This is a genomic window from Miniimonas sp. S16, from assembly GCF_057748195.1.
Genome location: NZ_CM173242.1, coordinates 2,371,986 through 2,389,230, shown reverse-complemented (window position 1 = coordinate 2,389,230; position 17,245 = coordinate 2,371,986). Strand labels below are relative to the sequence as shown.

At 73.6% G+C, this 17,245-nt stretch carries 13 protein-coding genes and 3 pseudogenes; 9 read left to right on the top strand and 7 right to left on the bottom strand.

Going from position 1 to position 17,245, the window contains the following annotated elements; translation table 11 throughout:
* Positions 1-29 precede the first annotated feature (29 nt).
* Both AC3AQ1_RS10410 and AC3AQ1_RS10405 read right to left on the bottom strand, forming a co-directional pair.
* Positions 30-2,933, bottom strand: a complete 2,904-nt coding sequence (locus AC3AQ1_RS10410; protein ID WP_108718911.1) for a CRISPR-associated helicase/endonuclease Cas3 — start codon at positions 2,931-2,933, stop codon at positions 30-32.
* Positions 2,934-3,011: 78 nt separating this feature from the next.
* Positions 3,012-3,311: an addiction module antidote protein gene (locus AC3AQ1_RS10405; protein ID WP_234417465.1), complete on the bottom strand. Its 300-nt coding sequence runs from the start codon at positions 3,309-3,311 to the stop codon at positions 3,012-3,014.
* A gap of 455 nt (positions 3,312-3,766) precedes the next feature.
* On the opposite strand from AC3AQ1_RS10405, the gene AC3AQ1_RS10400 reads away from it, so the two are divergent.
* The 6 genes and pseudogenes from AC3AQ1_RS10400 to AC3AQ1_RS10375 form a co-directional block, all read left to right on the top strand.
* Positions 3,767-4,213 carry a hypothetical protein gene (locus AC3AQ1_RS10400; protein WP_108718909.1) on the top strand — a complete coding sequence of 149 codons (447 nt, stop codon included), beginning with the start codon at positions 3,767-3,769 and terminating at the stop codon, positions 4,211-4,213.
* A gap of 73 nt (positions 4,214-4,286) precedes the next feature.
* A complete protein-coding gene (locus AC3AQ1_RS10395) occupies positions 4,287-4,943 on the top strand; it encodes a signal peptidase I (RefSeq protein ID WP_108718908.1) in 657 nt (218 codons plus the stop codon).
* Positions 4,940-5,098 carry a hypothetical protein gene (locus tag AC3AQ1_RS10390; RefSeq protein WP_159096501.1) on the top strand — a complete coding sequence of 53 codons (159 nt, stop codon included), beginning with the start codon at positions 4,940-4,942 and terminating at the stop codon, positions 5,096-5,098. The genes AC3AQ1_RS10395 and AC3AQ1_RS10390 overlap by 4 nt, the downstream gene beginning before the upstream one ends.
* A 27-nt stretch (positions 5,099-5,125) precedes the next feature.
* Positions 5,126-5,536 carry a hypothetical protein gene (locus AC3AQ1_RS10385; RefSeq protein ID WP_108718907.1) on the top strand — a complete coding sequence of 137 codons (411 nt, stop codon included), beginning with the start codon at positions 5,126-5,128 and terminating at the stop codon, positions 5,534-5,536.
* Positions 5,529-7,202, top strand: a complete 1,674-nt coding sequence (locus AC3AQ1_RS10380) for a hypothetical protein (RefSeq protein ID WP_108718906.1) — start codon at positions 5,529-5,531, stop codon at positions 7,200-7,202. Before AC3AQ1_RS10385 ends, AC3AQ1_RS10380 begins: the two co-directional genes overlap by 8 nt.
* Before the next feature lie 130 nt (positions 7,203-7,332).
* Positions 7,333-7,623: pseudogene (locus AC3AQ1_RS10375) on the top strand (response regulator); the annotation flags it as partial.
* An 11-nt stretch (positions 7,624-7,634) separates the two neighbouring features.
* On the opposite strand, the gene AC3AQ1_RS10370 reads toward AC3AQ1_RS10375, so the two are convergent.
* The gene (locus tag AC3AQ1_RS10370; protein WP_199916460.1) at positions 7,635-8,822 is read right to left on the bottom strand and encodes a hypothetical protein; all 1,188 of its coding nucleotides are present in this window, start codon (positions 8,820-8,822) and stop codon (positions 7,635-7,637) included.
* Positions 8,819-10,429 carry a sensor histidine kinase gene (locus tag AC3AQ1_RS10365; RefSeq protein ID WP_159096500.1) on the bottom strand — a complete coding sequence of 537 codons (1,611 nt, stop codon included), beginning with the start codon at positions 10,427-10,429 and terminating at the stop codon, positions 8,819-8,821. Before AC3AQ1_RS10365 ends, AC3AQ1_RS10370 begins: the two co-directional genes overlap by 4 nt.
* Before the next feature lie 294 nt (positions 10,430-10,723).
* Here AC3AQ1_RS10365 and AC3AQ1_RS10360 point away from each other — a divergent pair, with 294 nt between their 5' ends.
* Together AC3AQ1_RS10360 and AC3AQ1_RS10355 are read left to right on the top strand one after the other, a co-directional pair.
* Positions 10,724-12,892, top strand: coding sequence for an NAD(+) synthase (locus AC3AQ1_RS10360; RefSeq protein ID WP_108718904.1), 2,169 nt, complete (start codon positions 10,724-10,726; stop codon positions 12,890-12,892).
* Positions 12,893-12,896: 4 nt separating this feature from the next.
* Positions 12,897-14,141 (top strand): hypothetical protein, encoded by a 1,245-nt coding sequence (locus tag AC3AQ1_RS10355; protein WP_108718903.1) that lies wholly within the window; start codon positions 12,897-12,899, stop codon positions 14,139-14,141.
* Positions 14,142-14,228: 87 nt separating this feature from the next.
* Here AC3AQ1_RS10355 and AC3AQ1_RS10350 read toward each other — a convergent pair.
* Both AC3AQ1_RS10350 and AC3AQ1_RS10345 read right to left on the bottom strand, forming a co-directional pair.
* Positions 14,229-14,399, bottom strand: a pseudogene (locus AC3AQ1_RS10350) (type II toxin-antitoxin system VapC family toxin); the annotation flags it as partial.
* A gap of 64 nt (positions 14,400-14,463) precedes the next feature.
* Positions 14,464-15,417: a LysR family transcriptional regulator gene (locus AC3AQ1_RS10345; RefSeq protein ID WP_108718902.1), complete on the bottom strand. Its 954-nt coding sequence runs from the start codon at positions 15,415-15,417 to the stop codon at positions 14,464-14,466.
* Between the two features lie 72 nt (positions 15,418-15,489).
* Between AC3AQ1_RS10345 and AC3AQ1_RS10340 the strand changes: the two genes are divergently transcribed.
* On the top strand, positions 15,490-16,527 hold the full coding sequence (locus AC3AQ1_RS10340; RefSeq protein ID WP_199916459.1) for an EamA family transporter: 1,038 nt from the start codon (positions 15,490-15,492) through the stop codon (positions 16,525-16,527).
* A 273-nt stretch (positions 16,528-16,800) separates the two neighbouring features.
* On the opposite strand, the pseudogene AC3AQ1_RS10335 reads toward AC3AQ1_RS10340, so the two are convergent.
* Positions 16,801-17,130 (bottom strand): annotated as a pseudogene (locus tag AC3AQ1_RS10335) (class I SAM-dependent methyltransferase); the annotation flags it as partial.
* Positions 17,131-17,245 lie beyond the last annotated feature (115 nt).

Here is a 17,245-nt window from a genome sequence, read left to right as displayed (position 1 = left end):
CGTGACAAGGCTGAACGCGCCCCCGCCGCTCACCACTGAACCCCCAGCCCGACCTCGTCGTGGTACGTCACTTGGAATGGACCGAGTGTTCCACAATTGCTCTCGTCCAGCAGGAGAATGAGCTGCCCACCGAGCACCGCATCTCGCTGCCAGGCGCTGAAATAGTTCCGCGACAGATCGTTCAGCACCCGGTCCGTCCACTCCGGCCGCGACGTCACGACAGCTGGCACGCGCACCATGGAGCGAGCCAGCAGCCGCACGACGTCGCGCTCCGGCACCCGGTCGGTCGGGATCCGCCGCGTGTCGCCCAGGTGGGGCAGGAACGAGAGCCCGTCGACGGCGTAGCGCAGCAGGACCACCTCGAACCCACCGTCGGATCGCCGCACCTGGCGCGCGACGTCCGTTGACGTCTCCGCCTCGCCGACCGAGACCGAGAGCGTCCCGATCAGGCTCCGGCGCTTCCCCGGCCCGACCAGACGATAGACACCGGCGGCCGACACGAGGGCGGCCTGCTCGGTCTCTGCCCTCGACCTCGCGGCATCGAGTGCGAGCTGCCATACCGGGGGGCCCACCGGCTCGTCGCTGTAGCAGCGACGCACGAGGCTCGGCACGTCACTCGGAAGGGTGACGTGACCGCCCGCGGCGACGATCTCGTCGAGTAGCGCTGCACTGCGCAGCAGCCGGTACTCCCCGTAGACGTACGCGGAGCCGCGGTCGACCTCCGGGACATCCCCTCTCTCGCGCGGTGCGACGCCCGTGACGAGGCAACGGGGCGTCTGCGCCGCCGTCGGGCGCGTGCGCTCGAGGTGTCGATGCACCCGCCCCACCCGCTGCAGGATCAGGTCGATCGGCGCGAGATCGGTGACGAGGAGATCGAAGTCGATGTCGAGTGACTGCTCGGCCACCTGGGTAGCGACGACGATCCGACCCGAGCGATCGCCGTCGCCCCTCCCGAAGGTGCTCCGCAGCCAGTCGTCCTTGCGTAGCCGGTCGAACCCGATGAACCGCGAGTGGGCGAGGGTCACCGCCTCACCCCAGACCGGCTGCAGCGCGCGGTAGGTCTCCACCGCGCGACGCACCGTGTTGCGGATGACGAGCACGCAGCCCCCGGCCGTGACGACGGGCTCGATCTCGCGGACGAGATGGTCGACGTCGTCGGTGAGCCATGCCATCGACACCGGGCGCGGGGTTCCTGGGTCGGCCGACCGCTGCGTGACGCAGGCCGCGCTCAGCGCCGTGACGAGCGGGTACGCGTCGTGAACGGGCACCTGCGGAAGCTCGCCGAACGTCTCGCGCCGCTCGTGGGACGGCGGGACCCATCGACGGCCGTTCTCATACGCGTCCACGAGGCGCTGGCGCTGATCCGGGGGGAGCGTGGCAGACATCGCGATGACGGGGACGCCGTAGCGGCCCAGCCACTCGAGAGCGCGCTCGAGGTAGACGAACATCCAGGTGTCGGCCGCATGCACCTCGTCGAGGACCACTACTTGACGAGCGAGGCCGAGGTGCCGCAGCACCACGTGTCGCGACCGGAGCGCCGCGAGGAGCTCGTGGTCGATGGTTCCGACGACGGTGTCGGCGAACGCAGCCTTCTTGCGGCCGCTCGTCCAGTAGTGGGCGACGGCGGTGCCGTCCATGGTTCTGCGCCCGTCCCACAGCGGGGTGCTGGGCTCGTCGCGTCCGACGTCGAGGATGTGGGAGCCCTCGAGCGGCGCCTCCTCCGGGACGCTCGAGGCGATTGAGTTGGTCTCGTCGCGCCGGGATCGCCGCGGCAGACCCCGGTAGGTGTCGTTGAGGCCGGCGTTTCCGTGCCGCAGCGCGATGTTGCGGTCACCCCGGTCGAGTCCGGGCACGTTCTGCCACCAGACGAGGACGCGGTCCAGCATGGCGTCCGCGGTCGCCCGGGTGGGTAGACCGTAGAAGACTCCCGAACAGCCGAACTTCGCGGCGAAGACCTCCGCGGCGAGCAGGGAGGCCTCGGTCTTTCCGCCCCCCATGACGGCCTCGATGAGGAGGAGCCCGGGTTCCGCCATGCCGCGGGCCGCCTCCAGCACCGCCTGCTGCAGCCGGTTCGCCTCGTAGTCGACGCCGAACCGGGCGCGCAGCAGGGCGGTCGCGTCTGCGGTCAGCGCCTCGGTGGTGGGCAGCCACCGTTCTGGGAAACCAAACTCGCGCCAGGCACGAGCGGCCCGCTCGGTGGGATCGCCTTGGCAATGGGTGCCGATGGGGACGAGCGGGAAGAGGTCCGCGTTCGAGGCGATCCAGTCGGCCATCACGACGAGGGCGGTCAGCAGGATCTGGCTCGCGTCGGAGAGTCGAACGGTCGCCAGGGAGTCGAGAGCAGCCTCCAGACCTAGAGTCTGCACGACGTCCTCGACGAGCTCTACGCGAGCCTCCCGCCAGGCGCCGTCGCCCAGCAGATGGGCGCGATCGAAGACGTCGTTCAGTTCCGACTTGGTCGGCGGAACGCCGTGATGGCCTCCGATGATCACGGCGAAAGCCTCAGCGCTGACCTTGTCGACACCTCGCCCGATCAGCATCTGCTCGACGAGGTGATGGCCCGCGACGGAGTGTGGGAGATCGCGCGAGTGCGCGCTGTCGTAGCCGGCGGGCCAGCGATAGCCCTGGCGTTCGAGCTCGATCCGCAAGGGTTCGACCTGGCCCGCGAAGGCCGGTGTCCCCTTGCCGATGTCGTGAAGGCTCGCGGCAAGCACGGCGACCTCGCGCGCGGCCGTGTCATCGCCGGCGGCGTCGGCGGCGATGACACGGCGAACCGGTGCGCCCGCCCAGTCCCAGAGCAGGCGCATGACGGCGGCGGTGTCGGTGAGGTGCGTCCACAGTGACGACCACCGCCACGGGCCACCGTCCTCGGTCCTCAGCGACTTGGCCCAGAGGTGGTGATAGGCCCCCGCGCGTGCTGACGTCGTCGTCACGAGCGAGAGGCTAGTGGCGGACCGGGCCCGACGCGCGGCTAAGAGCGCCGCGCACAGTTCACGCACAAGCGTCGGGCATCACGCGACCGTGTGCAGCTCGAAGCGGAGCCCGAGGGCCCGGGTCACCTTGAGGATCGTCGACCAGGTGGGGATGCCGTCCCCAGTGAGTGCCTTGTACAGCCCGTCGCGACTCACGCCGACCCGACGAGCGAGCTCACTCATGTTCCGAGAGCGAGCGATGATTCCCAGAGCGTGGGGCAGCGCCGTGGGGTCCTCGTCGGAGTCCTCGAGGGCGGCCCGAAGGAACGCCGCCACGTCGTCGAGACTCTCGAGACAGTCCGCCGCGTCAAAGGCCCGGCTCTTCTCACGTGCGTTCACGTGCACTCCTCGGGCGCCTCGGCGGCACACACCATATCGACCGACTACCAGAGAATCGGCTGGCATCGCCGCGAGTCGCCGGACTGTCGGATCCGTGTCTTTCGGGAGCTCGCCCGCCTCGACCGCCCGGTGAGATGCCGACTGTAGTCGACACCTCATCGGGCGCTGCGGAGAAGATCTCGCGAACGACAGAAAACCCCTCGCAGGCTCCCGGGATCCTCTCGCGAACGACAGAAACCCTCTCGCGGACGACAGAAAGCACCTCGCGAACGGAGGACCGGAACCTCAGCACAGCCGGCAGGGCGATCCTGCCGAAATCCTGAGGGAACGCTGCTCCTTCGCCGGGTGGCCGCTGAGGGCCGCTCCCTAGCGTTCAGAGCACACCGCAGACACGAGCTCGTGGCTAGCGGGGGGGACCACCAGCACGCCGGGTCAGCCGGCCTACCGAAAGTGTCGTGATGATCAAGCTCCGCAAGAAGAACACCGTCGCCATCCTCGCCGGCGTGGCCGTCGCCGCCGCCGTCACCGCGTCCGCCGCATCGCTCGGTGGCCTCACCACGCAGTGGATCGGCGCCAACAGCAACGTCGTCGCCTCGCCCGTCACCGGCGGCGTCGACGTCACCTGGGACACCGCCTACGACGCGAGCCTCGGTGCCTACGTCGTCTCCGGCTTCGAGCTCACCACGGCCGACGCCACCGAGACGCTGCCCGTCGGCGCCGAGGTCAAGCTCACGCTCGACCTCACCGACGGCACGCCGCAGGAGTTCACGGGCGAGGTCACCGCCGACCACACGGTCGACCTGGACGCCACGCTGCCCGTCATCTCGGCGCACGACGTCGAGGGCGTCTCGGTGGTCGTGACCGGCGGCGGCACCGCCAACGGCGACACCGCGCGCGACTGACGCACCGCAGACACGCCAGCACCACCACGCCAGCACCACCACGCCAGCACCGCGACGGCACCGGGGAGGGACCGTGACCACGCAGCACACGCTCGAGACGCTCGACCCGGTCGACGCACTCGACGCGCCCGCTGACCCCGTCACGGACACGCACCACGCCGACCACTCCGCCGCCCCCGACACCACGGGGCGCGGCGGGGTGGCGCGGCGGCTGCGGTCGGCGGCCGGCTGGCTGCTGATCGCCGTCGCCGCGGTGCTGCTCTGGCCCGCGCAGTGGGGCGGCCTCACCGGCCTGACCGTCGTGAGCGGCCACTCGATGGAGCCGACCTTCCACACCGGCGACCTCGTCGTCACCTGGCGCGCCAGCGGCTACGAGGTCGGCGACATCGTCTCCTACACCGTGCCGGCGGACCAGGCCGGCGCAGGCGGCCGCGTGATCCACCGCGTGAGCTCCGTCGAGCTCGTCGACGGCGAGACCGTCTACACCACGCGCGGCGACAACAACCCCGCCGACGACCCGTGGCCCCTCACCTCCGCCGACGTCACCGGCACGGTCCTCGTGCACGTGCCCGGCGTCGGCGCCCTCGTCGGCACCAGCCTGCTGCCGCTGATCGCCGCCGGCGCGCTGGGCGGCGTCGTCACCGTCCTGCTCTGGCCCACGCGCCCCGAGGACGACGAGCCCGCCGCCGACGGCGAGCCCACCGACACCGACGGCGAGCCCACCGCATGACTCGCCCCGCCCGACGCGCCGCCGCGTTCGCGGCGGCGTTTGCCGTGGTCGGCGCGCTCTCCCTCGGCCTCGCCCTGCCGGCCTCCGCGGTCGCGAGCGTCTCGCCCGCCCCGTGCGCCGGGACGCCCCTGCGCTCGAGCTTCGCCAGCCACTAGGTCGACGGCCGCTACGAGCTTGCCTCGGTGACGCTCGACGGCCTGCAGGCGTGCGCCCAGGCGGACGCCCGCGTGACGATCACATCGGCGTCGGGCGACGAGTGGGTCGTCGAGACCGTGGTGCCCGCCGACGCCCTGGTGCTCGACGTCCGGACGCTCGAGGTTCCGACCGCCCAGGTGGACGGGCTCGGCGTCACCCTCACCGCCTTCACGACGACGGACCCGCCCGTCACGGCTCCCCCGGTCGGGGCCGACGCCGGCTCCGCCGCGGCCGACGCCGGCTCCGCCGCCACCGCCGGTGTCGCGGCCGCCCGCACCGGCCTCCTCGCGACCACGGGCGCCCCCACCCTCTCCTTCGCAGCCGCCGCCCTGGGGCTGCTCCTGCTCGGCGTGCTGCTGCGCCGCCGGGCCGACCGCGAGGACCGCAACAATGTCTGAGACCCGTCGCCCCACCCGCAGCCGGGCCGCCCTCGTCGGCGCGGCGGGGCTCGGGCTGCTCGGGCTGCTCGGCTCGCTCACGTTCTCCTCCGCGGCCGCCCTCGGCGGCCTCGCCACCGAGGACCTCGGTGCCGCCGACGGCGATCCTCACCTCCTCGACGACGTCACGCTGGCCTGGACGCCCGAGTGGACCGACGGCGCCTGGCGCCTCGCGGACCTCACCGTCACCGCCGACGCGGACCGCGGCTTCCACACCGGCGACATCGTCGAGGTGACCCTGGCCGGCGACGCGGACTGCGAGCTCGCGACCCAGGTGACCGGTGCCGAAGCCGACGTCCGGTTCGACCGCGCCACTCTCGCCGACGCGTGCGGCGCCCTGCCGGCACTGGCCGCGACCACGGGCGTCGCCGTCGCCGTCACCGGGACCGACGACGTCACGGAGGTCACCGACCTCGGCCCGCTGCGCGGATCCGTCGCGGGCTTCACCGGCGACGGCGTGCTCACGACCGACGCGACCGTCACCTCCGCGGACGACGGGATATCCGCCGTCGTCGCCGTGCTCCCGGCCGATGCCGGCCTGTCCGCCGCCGACCTCGACGGTGCGACCGTCACCGCCGTGCTGACGGACGAGGACGGGGCGGACCCGACCACGTACGCCACGACGGCGAGCGTGACGTCCGACGGCGAGCTCACCTCGGTCTCGGCCGACCTGTCGGGCGCGGGCTGGGTCGTGGACGAGCCGTCACTCGTGCACCTCGCCGTCAGCGTGCCGCAGGTGCTGGCCCCGACCGGCGCGGCCGGCGTGGTGCTGGCCGAGGCGACGGCGTCGCCCGAGGGCACGGATCCGGTGGACCCGACCGACCCCACCAGTCCGACCGACCCGGTCGACCCGACGGACCCCACCGACCCGGTGGACCCCACCGACCCGGTGGACCCCACCGTCCCGACCGACCCGAAGGGTCCCACCGTCCCGACCGGGACGACGGACGGCCTCGACGCCGTCGCCGTCAGCGCGGGCATCGCGTACTCGCGGCCCATGCCGTGGACCGGCGAGCAGACCAACAACCTCACCTTCTGCCACTCGTTCACCGTCACCAACACCACGGGTGCGGCGCTCGAGGACTGGACGGTCACGTTCGACACCGACCTCGCGCCGATGTGGGGCCTCAACCCCACCGCCGGCACCGTCTCGCTGAGCAACATCGCGACGCGCAGCTTCGACGCGTCCACCGGACTGTGGGTCGTCGGCGGGTCCAACGAGTGGGCCAAGCGGATCGAGGCCGGCGGGAGCCGCACGGTGCAGTTCTGCGCGACGTCGGTGCCCACCCCGGCCGCCAACCCGGACCTGTTCGACGTGGCCGTCCGCGTCGTCGCCCACAACGACTGGTACGTCACGTTCGAGGTCACGGTGACCTCGGCGAGCCAGTACTACGTGCCCTGGAAGGAGGAGGTCGACCTCGCCCAGCTCGTCTGCGGGACGAGCCTCACGAACCACCCGCTCTCCTTCCAGCAGGTGACGGCGACACCCGTGGCCGGAAGCGGAACGAGCTACGTCATCGAGGGCACGCGGGGCAACACCCAGCTCGTCTCGGTCAACCACCCGCGGACGTTCACGTTCGCCTCGTACAGCCCCGGAGCCGGCTGGCAGCTCCCCTGCGGTGGCTGACCACCGCCCGAGTGCCGGCGACGTACGGGACGCGGGCTCGCCGTCGTCCGCGTTCCGGACGGTGTTCTGGGATATCGTGACGGAGGCCCGGGACGGGCCGCGAGAACGTCTGCACCTGGAGGGCGACCCGATGCCCCTCACCGCCGAGACCGCCGTGGTGATCGAGGACGACGAGGACATCCGCAACCTCATCGCGCTCGTGCTCGAGCAGGCGGGCTACACCGTGCACACCGCCGGTAACGGCCCGGACGGGCTCGCGCTCGTCGCAGCGCACCAGCCGGTCGTCGCCACCGTCGACGTCAACATGCCCGGCATGGACGGCTTCGAGGCCGCCAAGCGGATCCGCGCGATCAGTCCGGCGTACGTCGTCATGATCACCGCCCGGACCGACGAGATCGACACGGTGCAGGGGCTGCAGTCCGGCGCCGACGATTACGTCACCAAGCCGTTCCGGCCACGCGAGCTGCGCGCCCGGATCGAGGCGATGCGTCGGCGCCCGCGGATGCCTGTGGCCACGGCGACGGTCGACGTGCCGCCGGCCGGCGCCCCGGCGCCCGACGTCCCGACGGCGAGCCCCGCCTCCGCAGCGCCGTCGGGACGTCGGAGCCGTGCAGCCCGGCCCAGCACCTGCCGCGCCAGCCGGTCCGCCACGCGCATCGCCGCAGCGCCGGTCGCCTGCGTGTGACAGATGAGCACGCGAGCGCCACCGTCGGCCCCGAGCAGCGTCGCCGCCGGCGCCGCCTCGCGCACGACGGCGTGCAGGTCGTCGACCAGCCGCCTCGCCTGCGCCCCGCCGAAGGCCGCCCCGACCTCGCCGAGGCCGTCGAGCTGCAGGGCGATCACGGCGGTGCTGCCGCGCTGCGGCTGCGCGCGCTCGATCACCGCGGCGACGACGCGCACGAACGAGGGGCGGTCGAGGAACCCGTCGTGGCTCAGGACGAGCACGGACGCGCTGCGCGCGGTCGAGGCCGACTGGTACTGGATCCGCAGCACGACCATCGAGGTGGCGGCCGCGATCGTGAGCACGATCGTCGCGATCGAGGTGCTCGCGGTGCCGAACCACTCGACGAACAGCGCCGAGCTCGGCCCGGCCACCACGAACACCATCGTGCGCATCGCGTAGTACAGCGCCACGGCACCGAAGACGAGCGTGAGCGTCGTCGCGGCCGGGAACTCGGCCATCGGCCGACGGCGCGCCTCGCGGCACGCGAGCCCGGCGAGCGCGGCCAAGCTCCCGAGCATCACGCTCGCACCCGCCCAGGCTCCGCCGTCGGGCCCGGGGACGATCGCGGCGACGAAGGTGCCGCCGACGGCGAGCACCAGCACCCAGATCGCTCGCGTGAGGTCCGGGCCGTTGAACCGACGGCAGCCCAGCCAGAGCAGGCCGATGCTGGCGACGAACGAGGCGTTGCCCACGGCCACCGCGATCCACCCGTCGGGGGTCACGGTCCAGACGAGGTAGGCGAACGCCGTGAGGGTGCCGCACGCGAACGCCACCGCCCACAGCCGGGCGGCCGCGTTGCCTGCGTACCCGACCGTGTCCACGAGGTAGAGCGCCGCGCACACCGTCACGACCAGGGCCGTGACCGCGCTCATGGTCTCCGGGTCGAGCACGTTCATGGCTGCTCTCCGTCCTCGGTCGGGTACTCGGGCTGGTACTCGGGCTGGTTCTTGGTCTGGGTATCGGTCTGGGTCTCTGCCGGGCCCTCGGTGGGGGCGCGCAGCGGCAGGCGCACCACGAAGGTCGCACCGGTGCCCGGGCTGCTGCTCGCGGTGATCTCGCCGCCGTGGGCTCGCACGATGTCTCGGCTGATCGCCAGCCCGAGGCCGCTGCCCGTGGTCGAGGACATCCGCACGCCGTCGGAACGGAAGAAGCGGTCGAACACCCGGGGCAGGTCGACGTCGGCGATGCCGGGGCCGTCGTCACGCACCACGACCCAGGCGTGCCCGCCCTCGGCGGTGCAACCCACCTCGACGTGGCCGCCCTCGCGCCCGTACTTGATCGCGTTGCCGAGGAGGTTGTCGACCACCTGCCGGATCCGGTGGGAGTCGACGACCGCCGTCGTGGGATCGACGCCGGAGGTGTCGACGGAGACCTCGCGGGCGGCGGCGCGGGGCTGCGCGGACTCGACGGCGGCGCGCACCACCTGAGCCAGGTCGGTCGACTCCGGACGGATCCGCAGGTCGAGGCCCATCCGCGACGTCGCGGACTCCGAGAGCACGTCGGTCACCAGCGCGAGCAGCCGTTCGGCGTTGCGCTCGGCGACGCCGAGACTGCGACGGGTGGAGTCGGAGAGCGCGGGGTCGCCGGACGCGAGGTCGAGGTAGCCGAGGATCGACGTCAGGGGCGTGCGCAGCTCGTGCGAGACCGAGCCGACGAGGTCCGCGCGCGAGCGCAGCGCGAGCATCTCGTCGGTGACGTCGCGCGTGACGACGATCCGGCCCTCGCCCGTCGCCCCGACCTCGCTGCGCGCCGTCGACATCAGCGCGCGCCGCTGCGGCGACCCCGGCTCGCCGTACCAGACCAGGGCGCCCTCGAAGGTCTCCCCGCGCAGTGCCCGCGCCGTGGGGAGGTCGTCGGGATCGAGCGCCGTGAAGCCGTCCGGCCCGTAGGCGTCCGGGCCGGCCTCCGCGCAGGCGGCCTCGAGCCGCTGCTGAGCGTCGTTGGACAGCGTGACCGTGCCCTCCCCGTCGAACCCCACCACGCCGAAGTCGACGGCGTCGAGCACGGCGGTGACGAGCGCCTCCTGACGGTGCGCGCGCGCCATCGCGGCACGCAGCGCGACGGACTGGCGTTCCAGCAGGGTGCGCTGCGAGCTCGTGAGGCGTCCGACGACGGTCGTGACGGCGGCGAGCACCGCGACGGTGGCCGGGAACACGAGCGCCAGGTCGAGGCTCACCGGGCCCGAGTTGACGACCCCCTGGCCCCAGTACGTGAGGCTCGCGAACGCGACCGACAGGCAGGCGCCCGCCGTGCCGAACACCCACGCCGCCCACATGACCGGGAACGTCCACAGCAGGCCGAGCCCGGCCGGCGGACTCGCCTCACGGAGGAACCCGACCGCGACGACGTCGAGCAGCTGGACGACGGCGAGCAGCACGACGGGCGCTCGACCCCAGGGCGCGAGCATCGCGAGGGCCGTGGCGACGGCACCGATCATCAGCCCCCACACGAGCATCGCCGGCTCGGGTGCGGTGCTGGCGACCGCCACGAGGCCCGCGCTCACGACCATCGCGCCGGCGAGGAGGAGCTGGATCGACCGGATCGTGCTCGGCAGGATGGTTCGGGCGCCGGCGCCCCCACCGGCGCGGTACCGCCGTCGGGGCGCTGATCGGGCTCGTGAGCGGGTCCGTGATCGGCCTCGTGATCGGGTCCGTGATCGGGTCCGGCGCGCTCGCGTTCGCGCGGGGACGGGCGGGGGCCATGCTGCGACGTTAGCGAGCCGGCGAGCGCCGCGCAGGATCATCGGGTTCGAGCACGGCCGCCACCGCCCGGCACGCGAGTGCGGCAGGATCGGACCATGACCGAGCCGGCCGCGACCCCCTCGACACCGAGCCCCGCAGCACGCGACTTCCGCAACCTCTACCGGCACGGGTTCGCGCGCGTCGCCGCCGCCACCGTGCCGGTCCGGATCGCCGACCCGGCCACCAACGCGACCGCCGTGATCGCCGAGGCGAGGCGCCTCGCGGACGAGGGCTGCGCCGTCGTGCTCTTCCCCGAGCTGTGCCTGACCGGCTACGCGATCGACGACCTCGTCCTCGCCGACGCCGTGCTGGACGCGACCGAGCGCGCCGTCGCCACGATCGCGCGGGCGTCGGCCGACCTGCTGCCTGTCCTCGTGGTCGGCGCGCCGCTGCGGAAGGGCAACCGGATCTACAACAGCGCCGTGGTGATCCACCGCGGTCGCGTGCTCGGCGTCGTGCCGAAGTCGGCGCTACCGAACTACCGCGAGTTCTACGAGCGCCGCTGGTACGCGCCCGGCGACGACCAGCGCGGCGGCACGATCTGGCTGCGCGGGCTCGCAGCGGGACCCGACGAGGCGCCCGACGGCGGGCCCGACCTCGGCACGCCCGTCCCGTTTGGTCCGGACCTCCTCTTCGACGTGCTCGACGTGCCCGGCCTGGTCGTGCACGTGGAGGTCTGCGAGGACATGTGGGTGCCGATCCCGCCGAGCGCCGAGGCGGCGCTCGCGGGCGCGACCGTGCTGCTCAACCTGTCCGGCTCCCCCATCACGATCGGCCGCGCCGACGACCGGCACCTGCTCTGCCGGGCCGCGTCCTTCCGCTGCATGGCCGCGTACGCGTACGCCGCCGCCGGCGTCGGGGAGTCGAGCAACGATCTGTCCTGGGACGGGCAGACGATGATCTACGAGAACGGCGACCTGCTCGCCGAGACCGAGCGCTTCCCCCACGGTGCGCGGGCCAGCGTGGCCGACGTCGACGTCGCGCGGCTGCGCACCGACCGGCTGCGGCAGGGCTCGTTCGACGACAACCGCCGCACCCACGCGGACCGCATCGCGCAGTTCCGCACGATCCCGCTCACGCTCGACCCGCCGTCGGGCGACCTGGGGCTGCGCCGCGCCGTCGACCGCTTCCCCTTCGTGCCCGACGACGCCGCGCGCCTCGCGCAGGACTGCTACGAGGCGTTCAACATCCAGGTCTCCGGGCTCGAGCAGCGGATGCGCGAGATCGGCCTGCCGACGCTCGTCATCGGCGTCTCCGGCGGCCTCGACTCCACGCATGCGCTCCTGGTCTGCGCGCAGGCGTGCGACCGGCTCGGCCTGCCGCGCAGCCACGTGCTCGCGTACACGCTGCCGGGGTTCGCGACGTCGGACCACACCAAGTCCAACGCGTGGGCCCTCGGGCGCGCGCTGGGGGTGACGTTCGACGAGCTCGACATCCGCCCCGCGGCCACCGAGATGCTGCGCCGGATGGGCCACCCGTTCGGCGCCGGCGAGCCCGTCTACGACGTCACCTTCGAGAACGTCCAGGCCGGCCTGCGCACCGACTACCTGTTCCGGATCGCGAACCAGCGCGGCGGGATCGTGGTCGGCACCGGCGACCTGTCCGAGCTCGCGCTCGGCTGGTGCACGTACGGCGTCGGGGACCAGATGTCGCACTACGCGGTCAACACCGGCGTGCCCAAGACCCTCATGCAGCACCTCATCCGCTGGGTCATCAGCACCGAGCAGTTCGACGGCGAGACCGACGCCGTGCTGCAGTCCGTGCTCGACACCGAGATCACCCCCGAGCTCGTCCCCACGGGCGAGGACGGCAAGGTCCAGTCGACCGAGTCGACCATCGGGCCGTACGCGCTGCACGACTTCGCGCTGTTCCACACGCTGCGCGCGGGCGCGCTGCCGTCCCGGATCGCGTTCCTCGCCGAGCAGGCCTGGGCCGACCCCGACCGCGGCGCCTGGCCGCCGGGGTTCCCCGAGGAGGGCCGACCCGCCTACGCGCTGCCGGAGATCGCGCGCTGGCTCGAGGTCTTCCTGCGCCGATACTTCGCGTTCGCGCAGTTCAAGCGGTCGGCGATCCCCAACGGGCCCAAGGTGTCCAAGGGCGGGTCGCTCTCGCCGCGCGGGGACTGGCGTGCGCCGTCGGACGGGAACGCCGACGTGTGGCTCGCCGAGCTGCGGGCGGCGCTCGAGGGCGTGATCGACGCGCCTCACGACTCCCCGGGCGCGTAGCGCGATGCCCGACGGCGAAGCCCGGGCCGGGCACGACGGCCTCGCCGAGGCGCTTCTCGCCTCGCCCGCGGGACGGCGCATGCTCGCGCGCTACGCCGAGGTCACGAGCGTGCCGGGGTGGTGGCAGCACCGGCCGGATCGACCTGGCACGTCGACCGTGTTCGCCGTGTTCGTGCCGACGTCCGAGGTGGACGACGACGGCGACGTCGCCGACGAGGGGAGACCGTTCGTCCCACCGCCGCCCGAGCCCTGGCCGACGATCGTCGAGGGGGTGGCTCGTCGTTGCCGCGACGTTGCCAGCCAGCCGGTCGACCAGGCGCGGCTGTGCGGGGCGATCGCCTACAGCGTCGACTTCACGATGCCGTGGCAGGAGGTCGACGCCGACGACGAGCTGACCGCGCGGGCCGAGGTCCGGGCCGCGCTGCGACCCGTCGCGGAGGTGATCGTCGCCTCACCGGCGGCCGAGGGGTGGACCCGGACGCTCGCCGTCGGCGACCAACGGGTGACGCTGTTCCACGACGATCAGGACGGCAGCGTGCCTGCGCTCGCGCTTTCCGGGCTGGACGCGTGGGCCCAGGCGTGGCACGCGGCCACCGCGGGCGCTCCGTCGGTGTCCGAGGACGCGCTCGCGGAGCTCGCGCGCTCGAACGAGAGCGGGATCTGGTGGTCCACGCCGACCGGGCCGTTCATGTGCGCGAGAGAGGAGCCCCCGCCGCACCCGACCGCAGCGCCGCGCACGACGCCGACGTCGCGCTGGGGCGAGCACCCGCTCGGGGCGAGCGAGCTCGCGTGGATCGAGGACTCGTTCAGCTGGCGCGAGGCGACACTCGTTCCTGTGACGCCGCGGCGCACCCCGCGGGTCTTCGAGGTGACCGGACCTGCCGCCTGGGCCGAGCTCGTGCGGCGCTTCCCGCTCGACGTCACCCTCGCCCGCGCCCCCGACTGGTACCGCTGCACGGGGCGGATCGGTCGCTGGGCAGTGCCCGACTGGCGCGCCGCTCGCCAGGAGTACGACGCCGTCCACGTCACGATCGCGGGATACCTCACCACGGTGGGGCTCGCCGTCGAGGTCGGCGACCGTGACGGTGACGGCGTCGGCGGGGACGGCGTCGCGAGCGTGCTGGCCGGGTGGGCGCCCGACCTGTGCGTATGGCTCACGGACGTGCTGGCGGAGTCGGGACCGCGCGAGCGGTGGGTCCGAGGCGACGTCGACGACGACGACCACGGCTGGCGGCGCGTCGAGGCGTGAGGCGAGCTCGCCGTCGGACGATCCGGAGCCCCGACCGTAGCGGAGCCACGCGCGACGGGCCTCCTGCGCATGTTCCTGCGTGAACGGCACGACGACGGCGCCGACGGCTGACAACCACGTCTCGAGCGGTCCTCCGGCTCGGACGCTGAGGACGATCCCGCACTCGACAGCGGTCGGCGCACCGATGAGCACCTCGTCGGCGGCCGCGATCACGTCCTCGAACGGCGCGGACTCGGGTTCACCGAGGGCGATCGCCACCACGGCCGAGGTGTCCAGCACTACCACGGCAGACCTGTCTCGGGGTCGTACAGCGCGTCGTCTGTCAGCGGTCGCGCGTCGCGGCGACCACGGCGCCGAGCACCGCCTGCAGCGCGGGCGAACCCGCCATGCTGCGCCGGTGCACGGCGGCGACGTCGCGCGTCGAGGCGGGCTGCGCCGTCGGGACCGCGACCAGGCCCTCCCCGAGCGGACCGCGGCCCAACCGCGGGACGAGCGCCACGCCGAGTCCCGCGCGCACGAGCTCGAGGTGACTCGCGAACTCCATCGACTCGTGCACGACCCGCGGCGCGTTCGCCACGCCGTCGAAGAGCCGGCGCAGCCACTGGCGGCAGATCGTCGAGTCGAACGTCGCGATCCAGTCCTCGTCCGCCAGATCGGCCGGGGTGAGCGCAGCACGGCCGGCGAGCCGGTGCCCCGCCGGCAGCACGACGTCCGCGACGTCCGTGAACAGCGGCGTCGCGACGAGGTCGTCCGGCATCGCGAGCGCCACCCCGCCCCACCGGTGCACGATCCCGAGGTCGCGCTGCCCGGAGGCGACGAGCGCGATCGTCTCCCACGGCTCGCTCTCGCGGACCGGCGTGCGCAGCCCGGGGTGGCGCGCCCTCAGGGCGGGCAGCGCCTCGACGAGCACGCCGCGGACCACCGTGGAGAACGCCCCGATCCGGACCTCGCCCGTGAGCCGGCGGACAGGCGCACCACCCGGAGCCGCGCCCGCCCCCGCGCCGACCTCCGACCCGGCCGCAAGCTGCAGGTCCGCCTCGATCCGTTCGAGGTCGGCGAGCACCACGGCCGATGCCGCGACGAGGTGCTGTCCCGCGTCCGTGAGCACCACCCCGCGCCCCGCGCGCTCGAGCAGCGCCACGCCGACGTTCCGCTCCAGTCTCTTGACCTGCTGTGACACGGCCGACGGGGTGAACCCCAGTGCCTCGGCCGCGCTCGCCACGCTGCCCCGGGTCGCCACCGCGCGCAGCGCCACCACGCCCTCGAGATCGATCATGAAGCAACGCTACTGAGTGAACGCGCGAAATGATCGCTGGTGCTACCGGGTCCGAGGTGGTCGGCTGGGCCCGTGAACCGACGCGACATGCAGCTCGCGGCCCTCGTGGCCACCCTGTGGGGCTTCAACTTCGTCGTCATCGACTGGGGGCTCGAGGGCATCCCGCCGCTGCTGTTCGTGGCGGTGCGGTTCGCCGTCGTCGGCCTCGCCGCGCTCGTCGTGCCACGCCCGACGGCGAGCCGGCGCACCGTCGTCGGCGTGGGGACGTTCATGTGCCTGGGTCAGTTCGGGCTGCTGTACACCTCGATGGCGCTCGGCCTGCAGCCCGGGCTCGCGGCGCTCCTGCTGCAGGCGCAGGTCGTCGCGACGATCGCCGTCGCCGCGCTCGTCCTGCGCGAGCGGCCGACCCGGGCGCAGCTCCTCGGCGTCATCCTCGGCACGGCCGGCCTGGCGATCGTCGCGCTCGGGCGAGGCGGCAGCGCACCGGCGCTCGCCGTCGTGCTCTGCCTGCTGGCGGCGCTGTCGTGGGCGATCGGCAACGTCATCGCGCGGCGGGCGGGGCAGGTCGCGCCGGACCGGCGCGGCGGCGCCCTCTCGCTCACCGTCTGGTCGGCGCTCGTGGTGCCGCTGCCGGCCCTGGGGCTCGCGCTCGCCGTCGAGGGCCCCGACGCCGTAACCGCCGGACTCGGCGCGCTCGTGGGTTGGCGGCCCGTGCTGTCGACGCTCTACACGGCCGGGCTGTGCACGCTCGTGGGGTACGCGGTGTTCAACGCGCTCCTCGCGCGGAACGCGTCGGCATCGGTGGTGCCATGGGTGCTGCTCGCGCCGGTGGTCGCGATGGCGTCGGCCGCTGCGCTGCTCAGGCAGGTGCCCAACGCGGCCGAGGTGATCGGCGGGGCGACCCTCGTGGCGGGGGTGCTCGTGGCGTCGGTGCGGTGGACCGCCCGCGGGGCGCCGCAGCTACGGTCGGCGGGCGAGCCAGAGAGTGCGGCCGCTGGTCAGCTCGAGGTCGGCGACGGCGAGCGGGCCGCGTCCGGCGGCGCCGTCGGCCAGGACCGCGTCGAGGTCCGCGACGAGGCGGTCCCGCTCGGCGGGCTCGGCCAGCGCTGAGGCGTGCCGACGCAGCCGAGTGAGCCACGCCGTCGCCCACGCGCGGGCAAGCTCGGGCGACGCACTGGTGTCGAGGATCGAGCGCTGCTCGAGGAGCTCGAAACCAGCCCCGCGCAGCGTCGGCGCCCAGTCCTGGTGCGAGCTCCAACCCGCGCTGAGCGCCGCGAGCCGCTCGGACAGACCGTCGGGGCCGGCGCCGGGCGGGAGTGGCTGGGGCAGGTCGTCCATCTCGAGCACCGCGAGCAGGCCGCCGGAGCGGAGCGCGGCGTGGACGCGCGCGAGCAGCGCCGCCGGGTCGGCCGCGTGGTGCAGCGTGCCGGAGGACCACATGACGTCCGCGGGTGCGGGCAGGGGCGGCTCGTCGGCGTCGAAGTCGCCTCGCTGTGCAACCACCCGCGCACCCAGACCGTGCTCGGTCGCCCGCTGCGCGACGGTCGCGAGCATCGCGGGATCGACGTCGACGGCGTGCACGGTTGCCTCGGGCATCGCCTCCGCCAGGGCGAACGTGCCGGCGCCGGTGCCCGCGCCGAGGTCGACGACCGTGCGGGCGTCCGGCGCGAGGCGGGCGAGGTCGGCGGCGACCGCCTCGAGGTAGCCGCCCATGGCGGCCGCGTCGAGGTCGAGCATCTCGGCGAGGTCGTCGGGGGCGGCGCCTGCGGCGTGTGCGTGGCCGGCGTGCGCGCCGGCGGCGCGCGCGTGGCCGGCGTGTCCGTCGGCG